We start from the raw sequence: 18,891 nt of genomic DNA, 5'->3' as shown, positions 1-18,891 counted from the left end.
GCAACAAACAGGCAAAGAGCTCTTATGAAAGACGAGGCCCTACAAACCTCAAAGAGGTCTAGTTCTAGATGCTAGGATCAGAAATAACGCCCTGAAAAAAATGTTGTGAGGCTATCTAAAGTTAACCACGACCACGGATTAATCCGCGAAGCGGGTGTCATTAGGCAACCTTCATAGGGAGAAAAGAGCACTACAACTCCATCTAGCGACAATACGCACCAAAGGGAACAACCATTATGCAATGAGCCAGTGAAAGAGCACGCCTATAAGAACAACGATAGAGAAAAAAACAAAACCTTAGATTTGAAAATCGACAGATAGAAATAAAGACGTTTACTATTAAACAAAAAAACCTCAAATATCAAAAAGATAGCCTTTAAGATATCATCCTTAACAAAGCAAGCCTCAGCAGTAAAACTGGCTGAGGCTAGAACGATCACGACTCATCTTTTTCAGTTATTCAATTCGCTGAGCAGAACACCCTCAGGCGAATCAGAACCCGATCGAAGTCTGAAAGTCCCTTCTGCTATAGCCAGCAACTTACCGTGCTGATCGAAAAGCTCACCGCTACTATTGAATATGCGTCGTCCCCCCGCCCTTTTCTTACCAACCGCTCGCACCACACCTTCACCGCATTGCCCTGTAAAGGTAATTGTTAAAGACAGAGTAATGGCCATACGAATACGCTCAGGGTCAGGACAAAACAGCCCCGCTTCCGCACAAACAACATCCAGCAAAGAGGAAATAACTCCTCCATGCATAATCCCTGCACGATTAAGATGTTGAGGTTTTAGCTTTAATTCAAGCACGGCAGAATCTTCATCTCTTTCCACAACCTGGTACCCAAGAGAAGCTGGAAAATTGTCAATATCAACTTTCACGACCTCTTGTTCCGCTCCAGAGCTTACTTCTCTTAAATTGTTACGCATTTCAATAGCACCATTTTTATACAAAAAAACATAATAGCATTTCATCAAGCGGAATTGAAATTCATTTATAAAGCAATATACTCTAGCTAAGATTCTCAATAAAACTAGGCAATTAACAGCACTGCCATAACCCTAACCACTTGCTTTTACAGGATTAAGATATGCTGCCTCAAGTACTCAGAGAAACGGCCCCATCCCTCGAACAGTGGCACAACGCAATAGCAAGCATTGTTAAACAGGGGATTAATACGCAATCAGTTGGCTATTTGGTCGATACTATTCGCTCCATTATTAACGGTGGCAACAGCAGTATTACAATCTTTCACAAAGATGCTCGACCAAGACATATCTGCAGTCAATACCCTGACAACGACAGCACTCAACCTAGTCATCAGTATTATATTAACAATACTGATCACCACAGCCCCTTTTACCGACTCGCCATGAATGGCTCGGCAGAAGGGGTATATACCTTGTCAGAAGTCGTTTCGGGCGAACACAGGCAGAGCAAGTCTAATCACTATCGTTATGGCCGCCGGTTCAACCTGACAGATGAGATCTGCATGCTTATTCCGACAGAGAAAAGCACCAGTATTCAAATTTCTGTAAAACGCACGAAGGGTGGCTCAAGCTTTACAGCAGCAGAATGCGAATTTTGTCGCAGTGTATTCTCGATTGTGCGAGAAATATCATTGAAGTGGTATCAAGCATTCCAGCAGAGCGAAAAACAACCGTTGCTCAGCCCTCATTTGGATAGTGCATTAAAGAACTTTGGACACTCGCTGCTGACACGACGCGAATGCGAAACACTGGAAATGATGCTCCGCGGCCACAACATTACATCAACAGCCACAAAACTAAATATCAAACCTGAAACGGTTAAGCATCACCGCAAAAACCTCTATACCAAACTAGACGTTAGCTCTCAGGTCGAGGTGTTCCATTTATTTTTAGATTCATTGAGAACGATGACCGAAAATTCAGCAGCAGATCCTCTTGTCGATTACCTAAAACATATCGACAACACATCGGTTACAAAAGAAGTACTCAGCAGCAACTCAACAGCATAAAGCGGTAAATAGCGATGCCCTATCTCCGCGAGGCCGTCAGGCAAGTTGAGTACATTAGAGTGTTTAAGACCTAGGTTGCCTCTAACAACGTCTTATCTTTCTTTAATAGACGCTTATCGTCAAAGCAGAAAATTCAACAGCAATCTGGTTGTCAGGGTTAACGCCTGCACAGATATGAAGGTCAATGTCGTGATAAATAACGCTAAAATGCTTTCAACCAATCGACAGTTTTTTCAACAAGACCTCTACTCAAAGTAACAATAATGTTATTAAGCAATCTAACGGTTAAGTGCTTAAACACCCATGTTTACAATATCACGGACAACATGAATTAACTGTGGTGCAAACAAGTCTGTGACCATCTCAGCAGTCACCAGATAGCTCGGCCCACCAACACTCAAACACATTGTTTTACCATCTTGAAGACGGAAAGGCACGGCCACGGCGTTAACCATTTTGTCCCAATCACCTAATGAAAGACAATAACCGTTTTCTTCATAACAGGTGACAGCATCTTCAATTCCCGCCGCGATTCCCGGCCACTTATCACCGCTTTTACTTTCCAGCAAATTAAGGAAAACTTGCCGTTCATCTGCATTTAGAGCGGCTAGATATGCTCTACCGGCAGAAGAGGTTTCCATCGGTAAGCGAGAACCGACTTCCATACGCAAAGATTGAGAGTTATCACCGCGACAGTTTTCAACATAGATCATTGAAAGTCGCTCCCGAGCAACCAACCCAACCGACACCTTTGTGCGATGAGCGAGATCATCCATCAATGGCTTAACAACTTGTCTCACTTTCAAATTGGACGTGTAGGCATATCCGAGCGCTAAAACACCCGCATCAAGTTGATACTTTTCCAACCGAGGTGAATAGCTAAGGTAGCCTAACTCCATAAGGGTATATGTCATTCGGGATACTGTCGGTTTCGGTAAGCCTGTAATCGCTGCAATTTCCTGATTACCGAGTACGCCGCCGCCATAACTAAACGCTCGAAGGATATCCAAGCCTCGGGCTAACGCCTCGACAAACTTCCGATTTTTGACTTCTTCTTTTTCTCTGGGAAAGTCCATCATATTGTTCGTACACCTTAAAAATATCTAAATTAAAATTATTTAAACAACCAATTCCATTTAAGCCCACAGATCCCGTGATTAGTGAATTATAGTTCCATTCATGATGAATAGGTAGGTTCTAAGCGTGCTTACGCTTCCTTAAAAAGCCCTGTTGTCGAAATAACGCCTCTATTTACAAAAAACAACAGAAGTAGATGCTTATCCGCCTTTTTCCTGGCCTCAGGCTTTCTCGTCAAACACCCCCTGAACCCCTTAAGTATCTAAGCGACCTATCGAAGCGTCTAATAGTCTTGTCTAGGAAACATCCCCGTCATCACAGAGAACAATAAAGCCTTTTACTAACAAAAAATCAACATTAATTTCGCATGGCGGAATTTAATTATGCATATTGACCCTAAGATTCATTTGATATAGCTTAATAAACCATTCATATCGTACCTATCAGACAGATATAGATGGTAGACGAGTAAATTTTGCTATTGACGAATAATGGCCATAGGAAATAAGAACAATGATACATGGTGATGACATATTCATGGGTAAACCAGCCAACGAGATAACAAACTCTCTTCCCGCTAGAGTCAGCCATAAAATCAAACAATGGATCAAGAAAACCCCAGATGCACTCGCTCTCAATGAACATTCACGCAGCTGGACTTTTGCTCAACTAGGGCAAGCGATTGATGCCGCTCGATTACACCTTGAACAGCATCAAGTACGCCCGGGTGATCGGGTTATGATCATTGGTGAAAACTCCTGCGCCCTCATTGCATTTATCATGGCCGCGAGTGAAATGGATGCTTGGATTGCGATCATCAACGCTCGCCTATCTAAGCACGAAATAGAAGGCATAAAACTCGATTGCGAACCTCGCCATATCATCTACACGGCGGAGTGCTCAAGCGAAGCTAAGTCACATGCCCAAGGACAAAACGCCACTTTTCAACAGCATCCTCTTCTGGGTGAGATCGCCTACAGTGGCACTCTTGAATCAACCCCTGAACCCGTTTCAGAAAGCGGTAAAGATCAAGTCTTCGCTATGATCTACACCTCAGGCACCACTGGGCAACCGAAAGGCGTTATGCTCACTCATCAGAACATTGCTTTTGTCGCAACCATCTCCGGTGAACTGCGAGATCTGTCTCAATCAGACCGAGTCTATACCGTACTGCCTATTTCCCATGTCTTTGGTCTCGCGTCAACTTGCTTAGGCACACTGTTTGTTGGCGGCTGCCTTTACTTAGCGCCTCGCTTCGATACCTCCTTATGTATCAAGGCATTATTAGAACAGCGCATTACCGTATTACAGGGAGTTCCCCCGATGTTCTGCGCGTTGGTCGATTATCTAAAGAACACCAAGGGAATGAGTGCTAATGATTTACACCTTCGTTATATTTCTTGCGGTGGTGCACCTCTTGACCCGGAAACAAAAAAGCTTACCGAAGAGTTTTTCAAAATACCACTGAACAACGGCTATGGCATGACCGAAACAAGCCCCACCATTACTCAAACCAGAATTGATGAGCCATTAGAAAGCTGTGCCACCGGCCGGCCAATCCCCGGGGTTGAAATTCGCCTTATGGCTAAGGATGGTACTGATGTCGCCAAAGGAGAAGTGGGTGAGCTTTGGATCAGAGGGCCAAACGTAATGAAAGGTTATTTTCGTAAGCCGGAACAAACAGCAGAAATCATTAATAGTGACGGATGGCTTAACACCAAAGACCTCGCTCAGGCCGATGAATTAGATAATGTTTATATTATTGGCCGCACCAAAGAGATGATCGTAAAATCAGGCTTTAATGTATACCCAGCCGAAGTTGAAGCAGCCCTCAACACACACCCTTTGGTCGTCCAGTCAGCAGTTATTGGTAGACAGGTGCAAGGGGACGAAGCGGTTCTGGCATTCGTACAACCTTCCGCAGAAGGCGACCTCACCGTCGAAATGCTCAAGCAGCACTGTCGACAACTATTGTCCCCCTATAAATGCCCCTCTCAAATAACCATCATGTCGGAACTACCGGCAACGGCAACCGGTAAGATACTGAAAAGTAAGTTAAAAAATCAAGCAGTGGCATGAAAGATTCTAGCCATTGATACTCGCTGACGTTAACCACGTCAGCAGCCCTACCTATCCGTCAGGGCTTAGAGAAAACGTCTCCCATCACCTTAAGATAATGTTGCTCAACATCTATTTCGATGTGTGGCTTTGCGAACGGCAACCACACACTGGATGCGGCCCAGTATTAAAATAATTAGCCCGCTTGGAGGGATAGAGCCAATGATTAATAGCCTGTCAGCACTCTGTCTGATACTCACAATGGCGGCAACGGTTTGCTATCAACTGCTTGGTGACACCTTCTATATGCTTTGCGCGGCCATAGCGACCATCGCCTTTTTCGCAATGCAATGGTCACAGATGAACACCACTGCCCGGATTTTGTTAGGTGCTGCCGCGTCTTCAACTCTACTACTTAGCTTGACTCAAGATCCACTCAATACCGCCGCAACCGCACTGTCTCGAGCCTGTTATTTCGCGACCTTTTTAGTTGCTCTCACTTTTTTACGCCTTGCGGCTAAGCACTCAATGATGGTGAGCCGCTGTGGTGAACTGGTTGTCAATCAACCACCCGCACTGCGCTATGGCATCATTTCATATGCCAGTTATATCTTTGGTATTGTCCTAAATTTTGGTGTTATTCATCTTCTCGGACAGATGATCGCTAAAGGCAACACGCTGGAATCGGCCGGTAACCTCATCCGTATACAAGAGAAGCGACGCCAGCGAATGAGCCTTGCCCTTCTCAGAGGTTTTGCTGTTCTCCCTCTAGCATCTCCGTTCTCCATTACTATGACGTTAATGCTAGCCGCTATTCCTGATTTAAACTGGCTGAAATTATTGCCTATCGGCATCGCTACGGCTGCCATGCTGATCTTGCTCGGCTGGATTCTTGATTACGTTCAAAATCCACACCCAGCCCCCATCGAAGCTCAATACAAAGGCTCGACCCTCAGCTGGCTACCTGCTTGGAAATTTTTAGCGCTCATCCTCTCGATTTTCTCGCTAGCGGCGCTGATAGAACGATTCACACCTGCAAACCTATCACTGGCAATTATTATCTTAAGCCCGGTTTTTGGCATCATATGGATTTACTTAAGACACTATCGAGAAGGCAAGGTATATAAGCACACCTATCAACAGGTCAAACTCGAGCTACCACATGAGATAACAGGACTGCGCTCGGAGATAAGCATAATGACTGGCGCCTGCTTCTTTGGCATCATCATTGCCGACACTCTCCCCCACGATACGCTAGTGCAATTGGTCGAAGTGCTGCACATTACAGGCACACCACTAGCCATTACGGCGTGTGTCTTGATAACACTCTTGTCACATATCGGGCTGAACCCTATCGTCACGGTAACGATCATCGCGTCAGTACTAACCCCTGCCGAATCGTTTGAACTATCCCCAGAATTGCTGGCGATTGGGTTAATGTCAGGATGGTGCCTTGCCATGAACTCATCTCCAGTTGCTATCCCGACACTACTAATAAGTAAAATAACGGGCTGCCTACCAAGGATAATCACCTACCGCTGGAATGTTCTATACACTCTCCTGAGTATTCTTGGATTAAGTGCTTGGCTTAGCGTTTTGAATTCGACTTTGTTCAGTCTGTAGGTCTTCTGCTAGATTGATGATCATTGAACAACAGAACCTAGGAAACCTAGGCTTCGGCCAAACAGCTCTCTAATCCCACCGTCTGCATAATGATTCCCCTGAATGCAGGCGGACTTACCCCACTCTGACCGACTTATACGTGACACAATAAATTTGTTCCACCTGACCGGAGGCAATAAACTCCCTAACCGTTGACAGAAAAGTAGCCTTTTTTAAAAAAAGGCTACTAATCATGCTCAATGAAGTTTTATTTTCGGTTTTACAGCGCCTCCAATTTTTTGAGCCAGCATGACTGTCGAAGCTTTAAGCAAACCATGGATGGCCACCTGATGCATGCGATAAAGTGAGATATAAACGAACCTCGCAATTCGCCCTTCAACAAACATAGAGCCCTTAGATAAGTTACCCATTAAGCTCCCAACGGTACTGTATTTACTCAGATTAACCAGTGATCCGTGGTCTTTGTAAACGTACTCACTCAATGGTTCTCCCTGTCTATTTTGGATAATATTTCTATAGACTAAACCAGCCATTTGATGCGCAGACTGTGCCCGAGGAGGCACCCAAGATCCATTTTTTTGTTGACATGCGCAACAATCACCAATGACATAAATGCTATCATCAACAGTGCTCTGTAACGTCGGTTTGACGACAATCTGACCACTTCGGTTCGTTTCAAAAAGGTCTATATCTTGAATAAAACTGGGCGCTTTAACACCCGCGGCCCATACAATCAGATCGGCGCCTATACGCAGGTCATCAGCAATCACGGCTTTCTCATCGACCTGAGTGACTCGTACATTTTCATGAATACTCACACCCAACTTAACTAGCTCTTGCTTAGCCTTAACAGCTATACGCTCTGGCAAAGCTTGCAATATACGGGGGCCACCTTCGATCAAGTCAATTTTAAGCCGTTTTGCTGACATATCCGGCATCCCGTAGATATTGATCAAACTAGCAACATGATAAAGCTCAGCGGCCAACTCAACGCCTGTGGCCCCTCCTCCCACAATAGCCAATCGTAGCTCACCCTTAGAGGACTGCTGGTTAATACGCATAAAATGGTTTATGAGTGCTTGATGAAAACGTTCAGCTTGCTTATTCGAGTCAAGAAAAAAGCAATTCTCAGAAACACCCTGAGTACCGAAATCATTGCTAACACTCCCCACAGCGAGCACAAGGATATCGAAGGACTGTGTCCTTTCCGGCAAGACTTCCTTACCCTCATCATCAAGCAACGCAGATAAAGTTATCCGTTTATTCTGAGAATCTAAGTCGATCATGGTTCCAATTTGGAATTGGTAATAGTGCGCGTGAGAATGTGCCCGATACACGACACCATCCGAGTTAATATCAAGTGAGCCTGTTGCAACCTCGTGCAGTAATGGTTTCCAAATATGTGTTCTATTACGATCTATCAGAATAATATTAGCTTGCTTGTTTTTACCATATTTATGACCCAATCGGGTCGCCAACTCTAGTCCACCAGCGCCCCCTCCAACAATGACAATATTTTTCATAATAGACCCTTTAAATTAGTTCAGGTTAAGGCTCTAACTAAAACCTTAATCTGAACAAACTAAAAAACCTAAACAGACAAATAACGAAGCTTAATATTCAAGCCAAAACATTATTAGCAATAAATGAGTTTGAAAATAGCTCATGACTACCAACCATCATTAAACAACCAAACAGCATCGTTTAATATCCGACAAAAAATAGCCATGAGTACATACGGATTAAGTTCGTCTCTTTTTAAACTAAGTGACATTCACCATCTTTTTTTCACGACGTCTAAGCACTTCATGCACTGTAGCGCCGATCAATGTCAAACCAATGATCAACACGGCCAAGGCACTGACGGCAGGTGTAATACCTAGCCTCACTTTTGCCGCTAGCACCGTTGTTAAGGTACTTTCAGCCTGAATAGTAAACACGGTCGTATTGTAGTTTTCGAACGATGTTAGGAAAGCCAATACCGCTGCAGAGATCAACGCAGGTTTAAGATATGGGACGAGTATCTGCCAAAACACCTGATTTCTCGTTGCGCCTAAGTCTAGGGCGGCCTCCTCTAGTGTTGTATCAAAACGCTGTAATCTAGCCAGAAATATCAACATCGTGTACGAGCTTATAAAAGTGGCCTGCCCCAGAATGGTTAGCCAGATGCCATTATAAAAAGGGCTTTCAAAGTCAGCATCCAACATCATTCCCATCCAGTCCCAAAACACTAATGTCGAAATACCAATAATCAGACCTGGGGTTAAGATCGGAGACAACACGATGACATAATAAATGCCCCGTACACGGTGATGTACTTGGTTTAACATCAATGCACCCGCCAAGCCAAAAGGTATCGACATACAGATAACACCAACACCAATGATCAAACTGTTGATAAAGCCCTCGATCATAAACCCATCATTCAGCAGCTCCTTAAACCACTTTAATGTGAATCCGCCCCAAGGCGTTACCTGCGGATAAGCATTATCGTTAAACGCCGTAGCACTCATCATCAATAACGGACCAAACAAGTAAGCGAAAAACAACAGCAGATAAAAAGCCATCATAAACTGTCGTATATGTGTCGACTTCAGCTGAAAACCCACTTTAGCTTTACCGCTGGGCTGTGCGATTTGTGTAACACTAGTCATTTTACAATCTCCCCAAAGCTCACTTTGAAAAGCTTCATCACGGCCATTACAAAAATGATGCAAACCAATAGCAATACAAAGGCATAAGCGGCTCCTTGTGGCCAATTACCCCCGGTGTTAAACCACTGATAGATTATCTGCGTAAACCAAAGACTACTTGGGCCTCCAAGAATCTGTGGCGCAGCTAAAGCACCGCAGGAAAGCATGAATACCATCGTCGAACCAGAAGCGATTCCAGGTTTAGCAAAAGGCATAACAACCTCAAAATGCACTCGCCACCAAGAACAGCCCAAATCCTTCGCAGCCTCAATCTGATTATGATCCAAGCTTTCGATAGCGTTATATAAAGGGAAAATCATCAGCAGAAGATAGGCATAGGATAAGCCGGAATATAGCGCAACATCAGCACGAATGAAGTCAACAGGCTGGTCAGTCAAACCCAACCACATCAGTACCGAATTCATCACCCCACCGCTACCAAACAAAATCCTAAAGGCAAACGCACGTAAAATTTCATTCACCCAGAAAGGTAACAATAAACAAAGCGCCAACAGACGCAATCTTCCAGAGCTGGCAACTTGCGCCATGTAGTAGGCAACGGGATAACAAATTGCTAAATCAATAATAGTTACAACGACTGCTGCAATAATCGTACGCAAGAAGATTTTCAAATGAAGCCAGTTAAAGCTTTCCTCTCCCCCCTGCGGACCAAATAACAGGTATTCATAATTCTGCGTGGTATAGACATCCTCAGGCCCGCCTATTTTGCTCGGGGGTAAGTTTTGACTGAAAGAAAAATCAACCATATAGAGCTGAGGAAGAATGATCATGAAAAACAGCCAGCCGATCAAACTTAGAATGAGGTAACACGAGACGACAATCCCATTTCGGCGAAGAAAACGTCCGAAACCAGTGCTTGTCGCTAATGAACTGCGTTGGTAAACAACCAGTAAGACGATAACAAGGGCTGCGCCGATTAACGAGGCCAGCGGTAGTAGATAATTATTCATAGGCCATATCCCCCGCAGGCAATACGACGGCACACTCAGACTTAAACCCGACACTAATCAACGCGCCTTTCTCAAACGCCGGAATATTCCCATCGTTGACCAGTGAGACCACCAAATTACGACGATCACCCACAAGGTGTAGATGTTCGAACTCACCCTCGAATACCTGATCATTAACCCGCGTCTCAATTATATTTTCAAAAGGCTCATCAGCCATCAAACTGAGGTTTTGTGGTCGTATAAACAGTGTTGCGAAATCCCCCACCGCAAGGTTCTGTTCATTCCGCCCAGTCAACTCACCAAAGCAAGTTTTTATCTGGGCATATCCATTTTCTAGGCGGGTAACGGTACCGTAAATAGAATTATTTTCGCCAACGAACGAAGCGACAAACGGCGTTGCCGGATTATCATAAACCTCTTGTGCAGTACCCACCTGCTGCATAACACCATGGCTCATCACTGCAATTCGATCCGACATCGTCAGCGCTTCACCCTGATCATGGGTGATATAGATAAAGGTGATGCCAACCTTTTGTTGAATACGCCGTAACTCAACCCGCATATGCTCACGGAGTTTAAGATCCAGTGCTGACAAAGGTTCATCAAGTAATAAAACTTTAGGCTCAACGGCTAAAGCACGGGCAATAGCGACTCGCTGACGTTGTCCACCGGAGAGCTCACTAGGCAACTTGTCTCCTTGGCCTGATAACGCGATCATATCAAGCAGCTCATCAGCCTTTTTACGTCTTTGCGCTTTACTTACCCCCCGCACCTTCAGGCTGAAACTAATATTTTCAGCAACACTCATCAGAGGAAACAACGCTAGGTTTTGAAAAACCAATGCTGTTGGCCGCTCATTCGGGCCATACCCCAGCATATCCTCCCCACCAATACGAATCTGACCATCAGAAGGATCATTAAACCCTGAAACAGCCCGTAAGATGGTCGTTTTTCCGCAACCAGATGGTCCTAAAAAACTAAAAAACTCACCATCTCGAATATTGAGATTTATATTTTTAACCGCGTGAAAATCACCAAAACGAATATTCAGGTTTTCCAATTCAACATTAGAACTCATGGGATAATTCTCTCACTAATTTTCCAAATTTACGCGCAGAACCAACTACACAGAACAATAGAAATAAATATGTATGATTACCGCACTTTACAAATGGGCAACTGGTTAATATCGGCCCTATTTAGGGCCATGATAAACAGATAAATAGAGGCGGCCTTTTTAAAGGCCGATATTCCAAGATGGACTAAAACGGTAATATCCTGAAACAATCAAAGCTTGATACACTGAATCTAAAATAAACATTTATCTAAGCAAATGTAATCACATAGATAGGCCTATCTAGATACGTAATATGTACGATAAAACAGCGAACCCAGAAGCATTAACCCCCAACCGATATAGCAGCGAAAGAGCTTCGCCGCCTCATAACAACTGATAAAATCAGGCTGCTACAAACTTATCCCGGTATTGAGCTCGGATACCTGCGTACCAAGAAGGTTCAGCTGGCCACCACCATAAGCGCTCCAACGCATCTTCAGGATATGCTTCACGGAAGTTTTTCTTAGCTTCATCAGTCACAAACTGATCTCCCCCGGCAGCACAGCTGTTATAACCCGTAGTATTCGCTAATAGCCCGCCAACTTCTGCTGAATATAGATATTCAACAAACGCATAAACAGCATCGGTGTTACGAACGCCTACAGGCATTGCTAGCCCATCTAGCCAAGTAAGTGCCCCTTCTTGAGGTGCCATATACTGGATCGGCTTACCTTGACTCTTAAGCTGCATCGCAGGTCCATCCCACGTTTGCGCAATCATCACATCATTCTGTGTAAAACCATTTTTTTGCGCATCAGCATCGGCCCAGAACTGTTTAACCCACTCTTTACGCTCGATGCAGTATTTAGTGATTTCTCCCCATATACGCCGCATGTTTTCTTCATCTTTATAAGCATCCAGCATCCGGTTAGATGGTAAGACGCCTGTTGAGTCCAAATATAAACCGACGCCCAGCATCATTGAATGTGGGCGTCCCATAACAAAACCTTTTACCTCCGGCGAGAATAGATCGCCATAACTAAGGTCTTTATATTCTCGACTCAACTTCTCGGTATTCCAGGCAAGCGCTTCGGTGCCCCAAAGGTATGGCAGATGATGGTATTCATCATTCCAACCACCGTGCTCCATAGATGTTTTTAACATCGGAGCAAGAATTTTGTCCGTTGGTATCCGGCTCATATCCCAAGGTTTTAACAACTCAAGATCACGCCATTGCGGCATCATATTGGAGGTCGGCCCGACAATATCGAAACCCCGTCCCCGGGTCGCTTTCATTTTATTGATCAGTTCTTGATTAGAACCAAACTGAGTGAATTTAACCTGTATTCCGGTATCTTTTTCAAACTGCTCTTTTACTTCATCAGGCAGGTAACCCGCCCAGTTCATAATTTTTAACTCACCAGATGAAGCCAAAGCATCCCGACTAATAATCCAAGGTGCAACAGAGGCGGCCACGCCCATGGCTGCACTTTTCTTAATAAAGGACCGTCGAGCTACATTTAATTTTTGATCTTTAGCCATAACGTTTTCTCCAAAAGACTAGGTTTAATCACATCGGCATAAAGAGCTTCCCAATAACAGGTGAAATAACACCTATCGAGAACGCATCTAAATTTGAAGGTTTAATTATTCACCACTGCAAAACAGCTCCACTTAAAACTAATCGCTCCTCTGGCCTTATTTAAGGTCCATTTAATTCACTTTAATAAGTCCATTATGCTTAAGACTATTGCTCTCAACCAAAATAGAGGCGAAAGCAAACCATTTAAAATCGGACTTATAAGATTGATTCAAATGGCTATAAAACACATACCACTTGTCTCTTAGACTTTGCTGAACTTAAACCCGAGTTTCGATATCGGGCTTTGATCATAAAACGACTGCGGCAAAAAATTAGGAGATGACCCATGACTAACAAACCTTCCTTTCTGGTCGTAGAGGCCTACCCGAAAACAGCTCGCGAAGAGCTTGGCCAATACGGGGCATCTAATGCATCACAACTCTACAGTCAGCTACTAAAGCATGTTGCAGAAGGAGCAAACACTGAAATTCTGTATATTGCCGATTTAGAAAATGAACTGCCAAGTATCGATCAACTTAACACCTACGATGGTATCGCTTGGACGGGCTCAAACTTAACCATTTATGACGATATACCCCAAGTGACCCGTCAAATTGAGCTAGCCCAATTGGCATATGCTGCGGGTATTCCTCAATTCGGAAGTTGCTGGGCAGCTCAGGTGGCTGTAACAGCGGCAGGAGGCAAGTGTGCAGCCCATCCCGATGGCATAGAGTTTGGTATTGCTCGAAATATATGCCTCACAGAAGCAGGCCGTGGTCATCCGTTATATCGCGACAAGAAAACAGTGTTTGACGGATTTATCAGTCATTATGATGAAATCACCCACCTTCCATCTGGCGCACAGATCCTCGCGGGAAATGATTACACCCGTGTACAAGCGGTCAGCGTGGTCCATAAAAAGGGGACCTTCTGGGCCACTCAATACCACCCTGAATATAACCTGCATGAACTTGCCCGCCTGTGTTATGCCCGGCGTGAACGTCTTACCGACCTTGGTTTCTTTAATTCACTTCAAGATGCAGAGCTCTTTGTCGAAGATTTAGAAACGCTTTATACCCATCCCGAACGTAAAGATATCGCATGGCGCTTAGGTATCAGCACAGACCTAACCTTTGAAGAAGTTCGCCAGACAGAAGTTCGTAACTGGATTACCGAGCTTGTCTTGCCACGCTTGCAATCAAACCGTTGATGCTAATTCAAACGACAACTCGACAATAAAAACCTGACTCAATACGAGTAATGAGAATATGAATATGAGCCACAAACTACGTACCCTATCTCCTATCGACGGATCAGTTTATGTTGAACGTGAATACGCCGATCAAACGCAAATACGCTCAGCCCTGCAACGAGCGCAACAGGCCCAAAAGGCTTGGAAAAAAGTGTCATTAGCTGAGCGACAAGCGATTTGCAGCAAAGCTGTCGATGCATTTGTCAGCAATAAAGAACAAATCGGTGAAGAACTTTGCTGGATGATGGGCCGACCCATCCGTTATGCCGCAGGCGAAGTCGGTGGCTTCGAAGAACGCGCACGCTATATGATAGAGGTGGCAGAAGAAGCACTGCAGCCGGTGACCGTACCTGAAAAAGCCGGATTTAAGCGCTACATAAAACGTGAAGCACTCGGCGTAGTATTTGTTATTGCCCCTTGGAATTATCCATACCTGACCGCGATCAACGCCATCATGCCAGCGATTCTGGCAGGCAACACCGTCGTGCTGAAACATTCAGCTCAAACCCCACTCTGCGCCGAGCGTATTGCCGAAGCTTTTGTTGCTGCGGGCTTACCGGAAGGTGTTTTCCAATACCTACATATTAGTCATGCTGATACAGAGAGTGTGATTCAAGCAGAAGAAGTTAACTACGTTGCATTTACAGGTTCCGTGCCTGGTGGAGCCATGGTGGAACAGGCTGCTGCTGGACGCTTTATTGGCGTCGGCCTTGAGCTTGGCGGAAAAGATCCAGCCTATGTTCGTGCCGATGCGAATCTTGATTACGCGGTAGAAACGACTATTGATGGCGCCTTCTTTAACTCAGGACAGTCTTGCTGCGGTATCGAACGCATCTACGTCGATGCATCTATTTATGATGACTTTGTGGCTAAAGCCGTCGCGTTAGTCAAACAGTACAAGCTGGGCCGCTCGGATGATCCTGACACTACGTTGGGTCCGGTGGTGCGTGCCGCCGCTGCTGACTTCGTACGAGAGCAGATCGCGGATGCGGTTGAAAAAGGAGCGATTGCACAAATCTCACCCGATACTTTCGAGATGGATCAGCCTGGCACGGCGTACCTTGCGCCGCAAATACTCACTAACGTCAATCATGATATGCGCCTCATGACAGAAGAATCCTTCGGCCCAGTCGTTGGGATTCAGAAAGTCAGTAGTGACGAAGAAGCTATTGCTTTGATGAATGACTCTGAATTCGGTCTCACAGCATCAATTTTCACCCGAGATGTTGCTTATGCAACAGAGCTGGGCGAACAAGTAGAAACCGGTACTTTTTTCATTAACCGCTGTGATTATCTTGATCCCGCCCTCGCCTGGACGGGAATCAAAAACTCCGGCCGCGGCTGTACTTTGTCCAAGTTAGGCTTCGAGTCACTGACCCGACCAAAGTCCTTTCATATTAAAAACTAAACAGCACACGATGGTTTATTAGGCGAGAGGTTTTCGCCTAATAAATATCTGCAAACCAGAATCGGAGTGCCTGACTCCGGCATAACAAGAATGAGTAAGCGGGGCTGCTAACACAGCCAAACTTTTGGAGCATAAAAATGACATATACAAACCTGAATGGTAACTGGAACTATCCAAACAGTATCCGTGCCGGAGCCGGACGTATTGCTGAACTCGCTGACGTCTGTAAAGACCTAGGCATGAAAGCACCGTTACTAATTACGGATCCGGGCCTAGCCGCACTGCCGATGGTCGCTGATGCAGTATCAAGCTGCCGCAATGCTGATTTGCGCTGCGAAGTATTCAGCAACATTAAAGGCAACCCAACCGGACAGAATGTTATGGATGGTGTTGACGCTTATAAAAAGGGTAACCATGATGGCGTCATTGCTTTTGGCGGTGGTTCCGGACTGGATGCAGCTAAAGCAGTAGCCCTCATGGTAGGCCAAGATTTACCTCTGTGGAGCTTTGAAGATGTCGGCGATAATTGGACTCATGTAAAAGAGGAAGGCGTTGCACCTATTGTCGCCGTGCCCACCACCGCAGGTACGGGTTCTGAAGTGGGCCGGGCATCGGTCATTACCGATGATGAAAATCACATCAAACGGATTATATTCCACCCTAAGATGTTACCGTCAGTCGTCATTCTCGATCCACAACTGACCGTAGGATTACCCTCTAATATCACGGCAGCGACCGGTATGGACGCTTTGTCACATAACCTAGAAGCACTCTGCTCACCTTTTTATCATCCAATGGCTGAAGGCATCGCAATCGAAGGTATTCGACTGGTACAGGAATATCTACCACGCGCCACCAGCGACGGTCATGATGTTGAAGCACGTATGCAAATGATTGTTGCCTCAGCAATGGGCGCCACCGCGTTTCAAAAAGGGCTAGGCGGCATGCATGCCTTAGCTCATCCACTAGGCGCACTATACGACGCTCATCACGGAATGCTAAATGCTATCCTGATGCCATATGTACTCAAAGCAAATCGTCATGCTATTGATGAACGAATCGAACGATGTGCCCGCTACATGGGATTAGAGGACGCCTCATTTAATGGCTTCCTTAATTGGGTGCTTGAAATGCGCAAACGTCTAGGCATTCCACACTCTTTATCGGAAATTGGTATCAATAGCTACGATGCCGTTAAAGTAGGTCAAATGGCCAGTGAAGACCCGAGCGCCGGAGGTAACCCTATTCCTTTCACTGCCGATCAATATAGCGCCATCTTTACTGCCGCAATAAGAGGAGATTTATAAAGCACCGTTCTGGCTGCCCCTCCCATATTCAAGAGCTGCATTCTGCTCTACCTGCAAGAGCGTTCCTGGGAGGCGCAGCCAAGCATAGCAATAATGTTTTTACCCGCTTTTATTACATCAAGCTTAGGAGTTTTCTATGCTGAACTGGCTTTTACAAATACCGTTTGCAGCTGGTTTGCGTCAGTCAATTGCAGCCGACTATAGCGTGTCCCATTTACGCCGGGATCTAGTCGCTGGTATGACTGTCGGTATCATAGCGATTCCTCTCGCAATGGCGCTGGCAATTGCCAGTGGTGTGCCACCCCAATATGGACTCTATACTTGCGTGATCGCAGGCTTGGTTATTGCTTTAACCGGCGGTAGCCGTCTTAGTGTTTCCGGACCAACCGCAGCATTTGTGGTCATTCTTTACCCGGTTACACAGCAATTTGGCATTGCAGGCTTATTGATAGCAACAATCATGGCGGGCATGATGATGTTGCTGATGGGCCTTGCGCGGATGGGAAAATTGATCGAATTTATTCCCGCCCCCGTTGTTATCGGCTTTACGGCGGGTATCGCCATCGTTATAGCCACCTTACAGATAAAAGATTTTGCCGGCCTAAATATCGAAAATATGCCTGCAGGATATATCGATAAAGTCATTACACTCTGGCAGGCACTGCCAAGCTACAACAGTAGTGATCTATTAATAGGGTTAACCACCCTAGCAGTATTAATCATCTGGCCCCGCTTACCCTTACGTATCCCGGGGCATCTTTTTGCCCTAGCGGCAGGCGCTACCGTCGCACAATGGCTAAGTAGTAACGGCAATGACATTGCCACGATAGGCACATTATTCAGCTATCAAGATCAAGGACAAACCTTACCCGGAATCCCGCCTTTAGCCCCCTCCTTTCTATTTCCTTGGGATTTACCCGGCCCTGACGGCAAGCCACTCATACTCAGCTTATCGTTATTGCAGCAATTATTTATACCCGCACTTGCTATCGCCCTACTGGGCGCCATTGAATCTCTGCTGTGCGCTGTTATCTCTGACGGAATGAGCGGCCATCGCCATCATGCAAACAGTGAATTGGTTGGTCAGGGATTAGGCAATATCATCGCCCCATTTTTTGGCGGCATTACCGCCACCGCCGCTATAGCACGAACCGTTGCCAATTATAAAGCGGGGGCTTGCTCTCCATTATCTGCTGTTATACATGCCGCAGTGGTACTACTGGGCATTCTGTACCTAGCCCCGTTCTTGTCATATTTACCGATGGCAGCACTCTCCGCATTATTACTGATGATCGCTTGGAACATGAGCGAACTGCCACACCTACTACGCTTATTAAGAATATCGTCCAGAGGGGACAAAGCTCTGTTACTCATCACCTTATTGTTGACTGTAACCGTCAATATGGTGGCGGCCGTGGGGATTGGTGTTGTGTTAGGTGCTCTGATTTTCATCCGCAGAATGGACACAACCGTAGAGGTACGGGAATTAAAACAGAAGAGCCAAAACCTGCCCTATGAGCTGCCAGAGAATGTCTGTGTGTTGAAATTTTCAGGCCCCTTATTCTTTGCTGGCGCGGAAAGAACGCTACAAAACGTACTGATGATGGATCGCAAACTGGACACCATCATTTTTTATCTCGAGGCGGTGCCTATCATCGATGCGACCGGTATCACTTGCCTTGAAGCGGTAATCCAGGAAATGCGTCATCGCGATATTCGTCTCATACTCGCCGACTTACAACCTCAACCAAGTAAAGCTTTAGAACTAGCCGGTATTTCCCCAAAACAGCACTGGTTACTGTTTGAGCCCTCCTTGGAAAGCAGTCTAGAAAAATTCAATCTTAATATAGCCACATAAATTACA

Annotated in this window: 14 protein-coding genes; 7 read left to right on the top strand and 7 right to left on the bottom strand. The window is 45.4% G+C overall.

The genetic code is table 11. The annotated features are described in order from the left end of the window. Positions 1–452: 452 nt before the first annotated feature. Positions 453–929 carry a PaaI family thioesterase gene (locus KO512_RS01215; RefSeq protein WP_215950510.1) on the bottom strand — a complete coding sequence of 159 codons (477 nt, stop codon included), beginning with the start codon at positions 927–929 and terminating at the stop codon, positions 453–455. Positions 930–1,090: 161 nt separating this feature from the next. Between KO512_RS01215 and KO512_RS01210 the strand changes: the two genes are divergently transcribed. After that, complete coding sequence (locus tag KO512_RS01210; RefSeq protein ID WP_215950509.1) at positions 1,091–1,999, top strand: helix-turn-helix transcriptional regulator; 909 nt, start codon at positions 1,091–1,093, stop codon at positions 1,997–1,999. A 293-nt stretch (positions 2,000–2,292) separates the two neighbouring features. Here KO512_RS01210 and KO512_RS01205 read toward each other — a convergent pair whose 3' ends face one another. Continuing rightward, the gene (locus tag KO512_RS01205) at positions 2,293–3,078 is read right to left on the bottom strand and encodes an IclR family transcriptional regulator (protein WP_215950508.1); all 786 of its coding nucleotides are present in this window, start codon (positions 3,076–3,078) and stop codon (positions 2,293–2,295) included. Positions 3,079–3,589: 511 nt separating this feature from the next. On the opposite strand from KO512_RS01205, the gene KO512_RS01200 reads away from it, so the two are divergent. Continuing rightward, positions 3,590–5,155: a class I adenylate-forming enzyme family protein gene (locus KO512_RS01200; protein ID WP_215950507.1), complete on the top strand. Its 1,566-nt coding sequence runs from the start codon at positions 3,590–3,592 to the stop codon at positions 5,153–5,155. Positions 5,156–5,356: 201 nt separating this feature from the next. Continuing rightward, a complete protein-coding gene (locus KO512_RS01195; protein ID WP_215950506.1) occupies positions 5,357–6,757 on the top strand; it encodes a hypothetical protein in 1,401 nt (466 codons plus the stop codon). 236 nt (positions 6,758–6,993) lie between these two features. On the opposite strand, the gene KO512_RS01190 is transcribed toward KO512_RS01195, so the two are convergent. The 5 genes from KO512_RS01190 to KO512_RS01170 form a co-directional block, all read right to left on the bottom strand. Next, on the bottom strand, positions 6,994–8,280 hold the full coding sequence (locus KO512_RS01190) for an NAD(P)/FAD-dependent oxidoreductase (RefSeq protein WP_215950505.1): 1,287 nt from the start codon (positions 8,278–8,280) through the stop codon (positions 6,994–6,996). Between the two features lie 240 nt (positions 8,281–8,520). Further along, complete coding sequence (locus tag KO512_RS01185) at positions 8,521–9,411, bottom strand: ABC transporter permease (RefSeq protein ID WP_252734723.1); 891 nt, start codon at positions 9,409–9,411, stop codon at positions 8,521–8,523. After that, positions 9,408–10,421, bottom strand: coding sequence for an ABC transporter permease (locus tag KO512_RS01180; protein WP_215950504.1), 1,014 nt, complete (start codon positions 10,419–10,421; stop codon positions 9,408–9,410). Before KO512_RS01180 ends, KO512_RS01185 begins: the two co-directional genes overlap by 4 nt. Beyond that, the gene (locus KO512_RS01175) at positions 10,414–11,499 is read right to left on the bottom strand and encodes an ABC transporter ATP-binding protein (RefSeq protein WP_215950503.1); all 1,086 of its coding nucleotides are present in this window, start codon (positions 11,497–11,499) and stop codon (positions 10,414–10,416) included. Before KO512_RS01175 ends, KO512_RS01180 begins: the two co-directional genes overlap by 8 nt. 381 nt (positions 11,500–11,880) lie before the next feature. Further along, on the bottom strand, positions 11,881–13,020 hold the full coding sequence (locus KO512_RS01170; RefSeq protein WP_215950502.1) for an extracellular solute-binding protein: 1,140 nt from the start codon (positions 13,018–13,020) through the stop codon (positions 11,881–11,883). A 386-nt stretch (positions 13,021–13,406) separates the two neighbouring features. Here KO512_RS01170 and KO512_RS01165 point away from each other — a divergent pair, with 386 nt between their 5' ends. The 4 genes from KO512_RS01165 to dauA all read left to right on the top strand — a co-directional run bounded on the left by KO512_RS01165 (position 13,407) and on the right by dauA (position 18,885). After that, complete coding sequence (locus tag KO512_RS01165) at positions 13,407–14,270, top strand: type 1 glutamine amidotransferase (protein ID WP_215950501.1); 864 nt, start codon at positions 13,407–13,409, stop codon at positions 14,268–14,270. Positions 14,271–14,334: 64 nt separating this feature from the next. Then, positions 14,335–15,720 (top strand): aldehyde dehydrogenase family protein, encoded by a 1,386-nt coding sequence (locus tag KO512_RS01160; RefSeq protein ID WP_215950500.1) that lies wholly within the window; start codon positions 14,335–14,337, stop codon positions 15,718–15,720. Between the two features lie 137 nt (positions 15,721–15,857). After that, positions 15,858–17,027, top strand: a complete 1,170-nt coding sequence (locus tag KO512_RS01155) for an iron-containing alcohol dehydrogenase (protein ID WP_215950499.1) — start codon at positions 15,858–15,860, stop codon at positions 17,025–17,027. Positions 17,028–17,163: 136 nt separating this feature from the next. Next, the gene (dauA, locus tag KO512_RS01150) at positions 17,164–18,885 is read left to right on the top strand and encodes a C4-dicarboxylic acid transporter DauA (RefSeq protein WP_215950498.1); all 1,722 of its coding nucleotides are present in this window, start codon (positions 17,164–17,166) and stop codon (positions 18,883–18,885) included. Positions 18,886–18,891 lie beyond the last annotated feature (6 nt).

The organism is Amphritea atlantica (genome assembly GCF_018860855.1).
Lineage (GTDB): Bacteria > Pseudomonadota > Gammaproteobacteria > Pseudomonadales > Balneatricaceae > Amphritea > Amphritea atlantica_A.
Note: the sequence above shows the minus strand (reverse complement) of the source record. Positions and strands in the feature narration are given on the sequence as shown.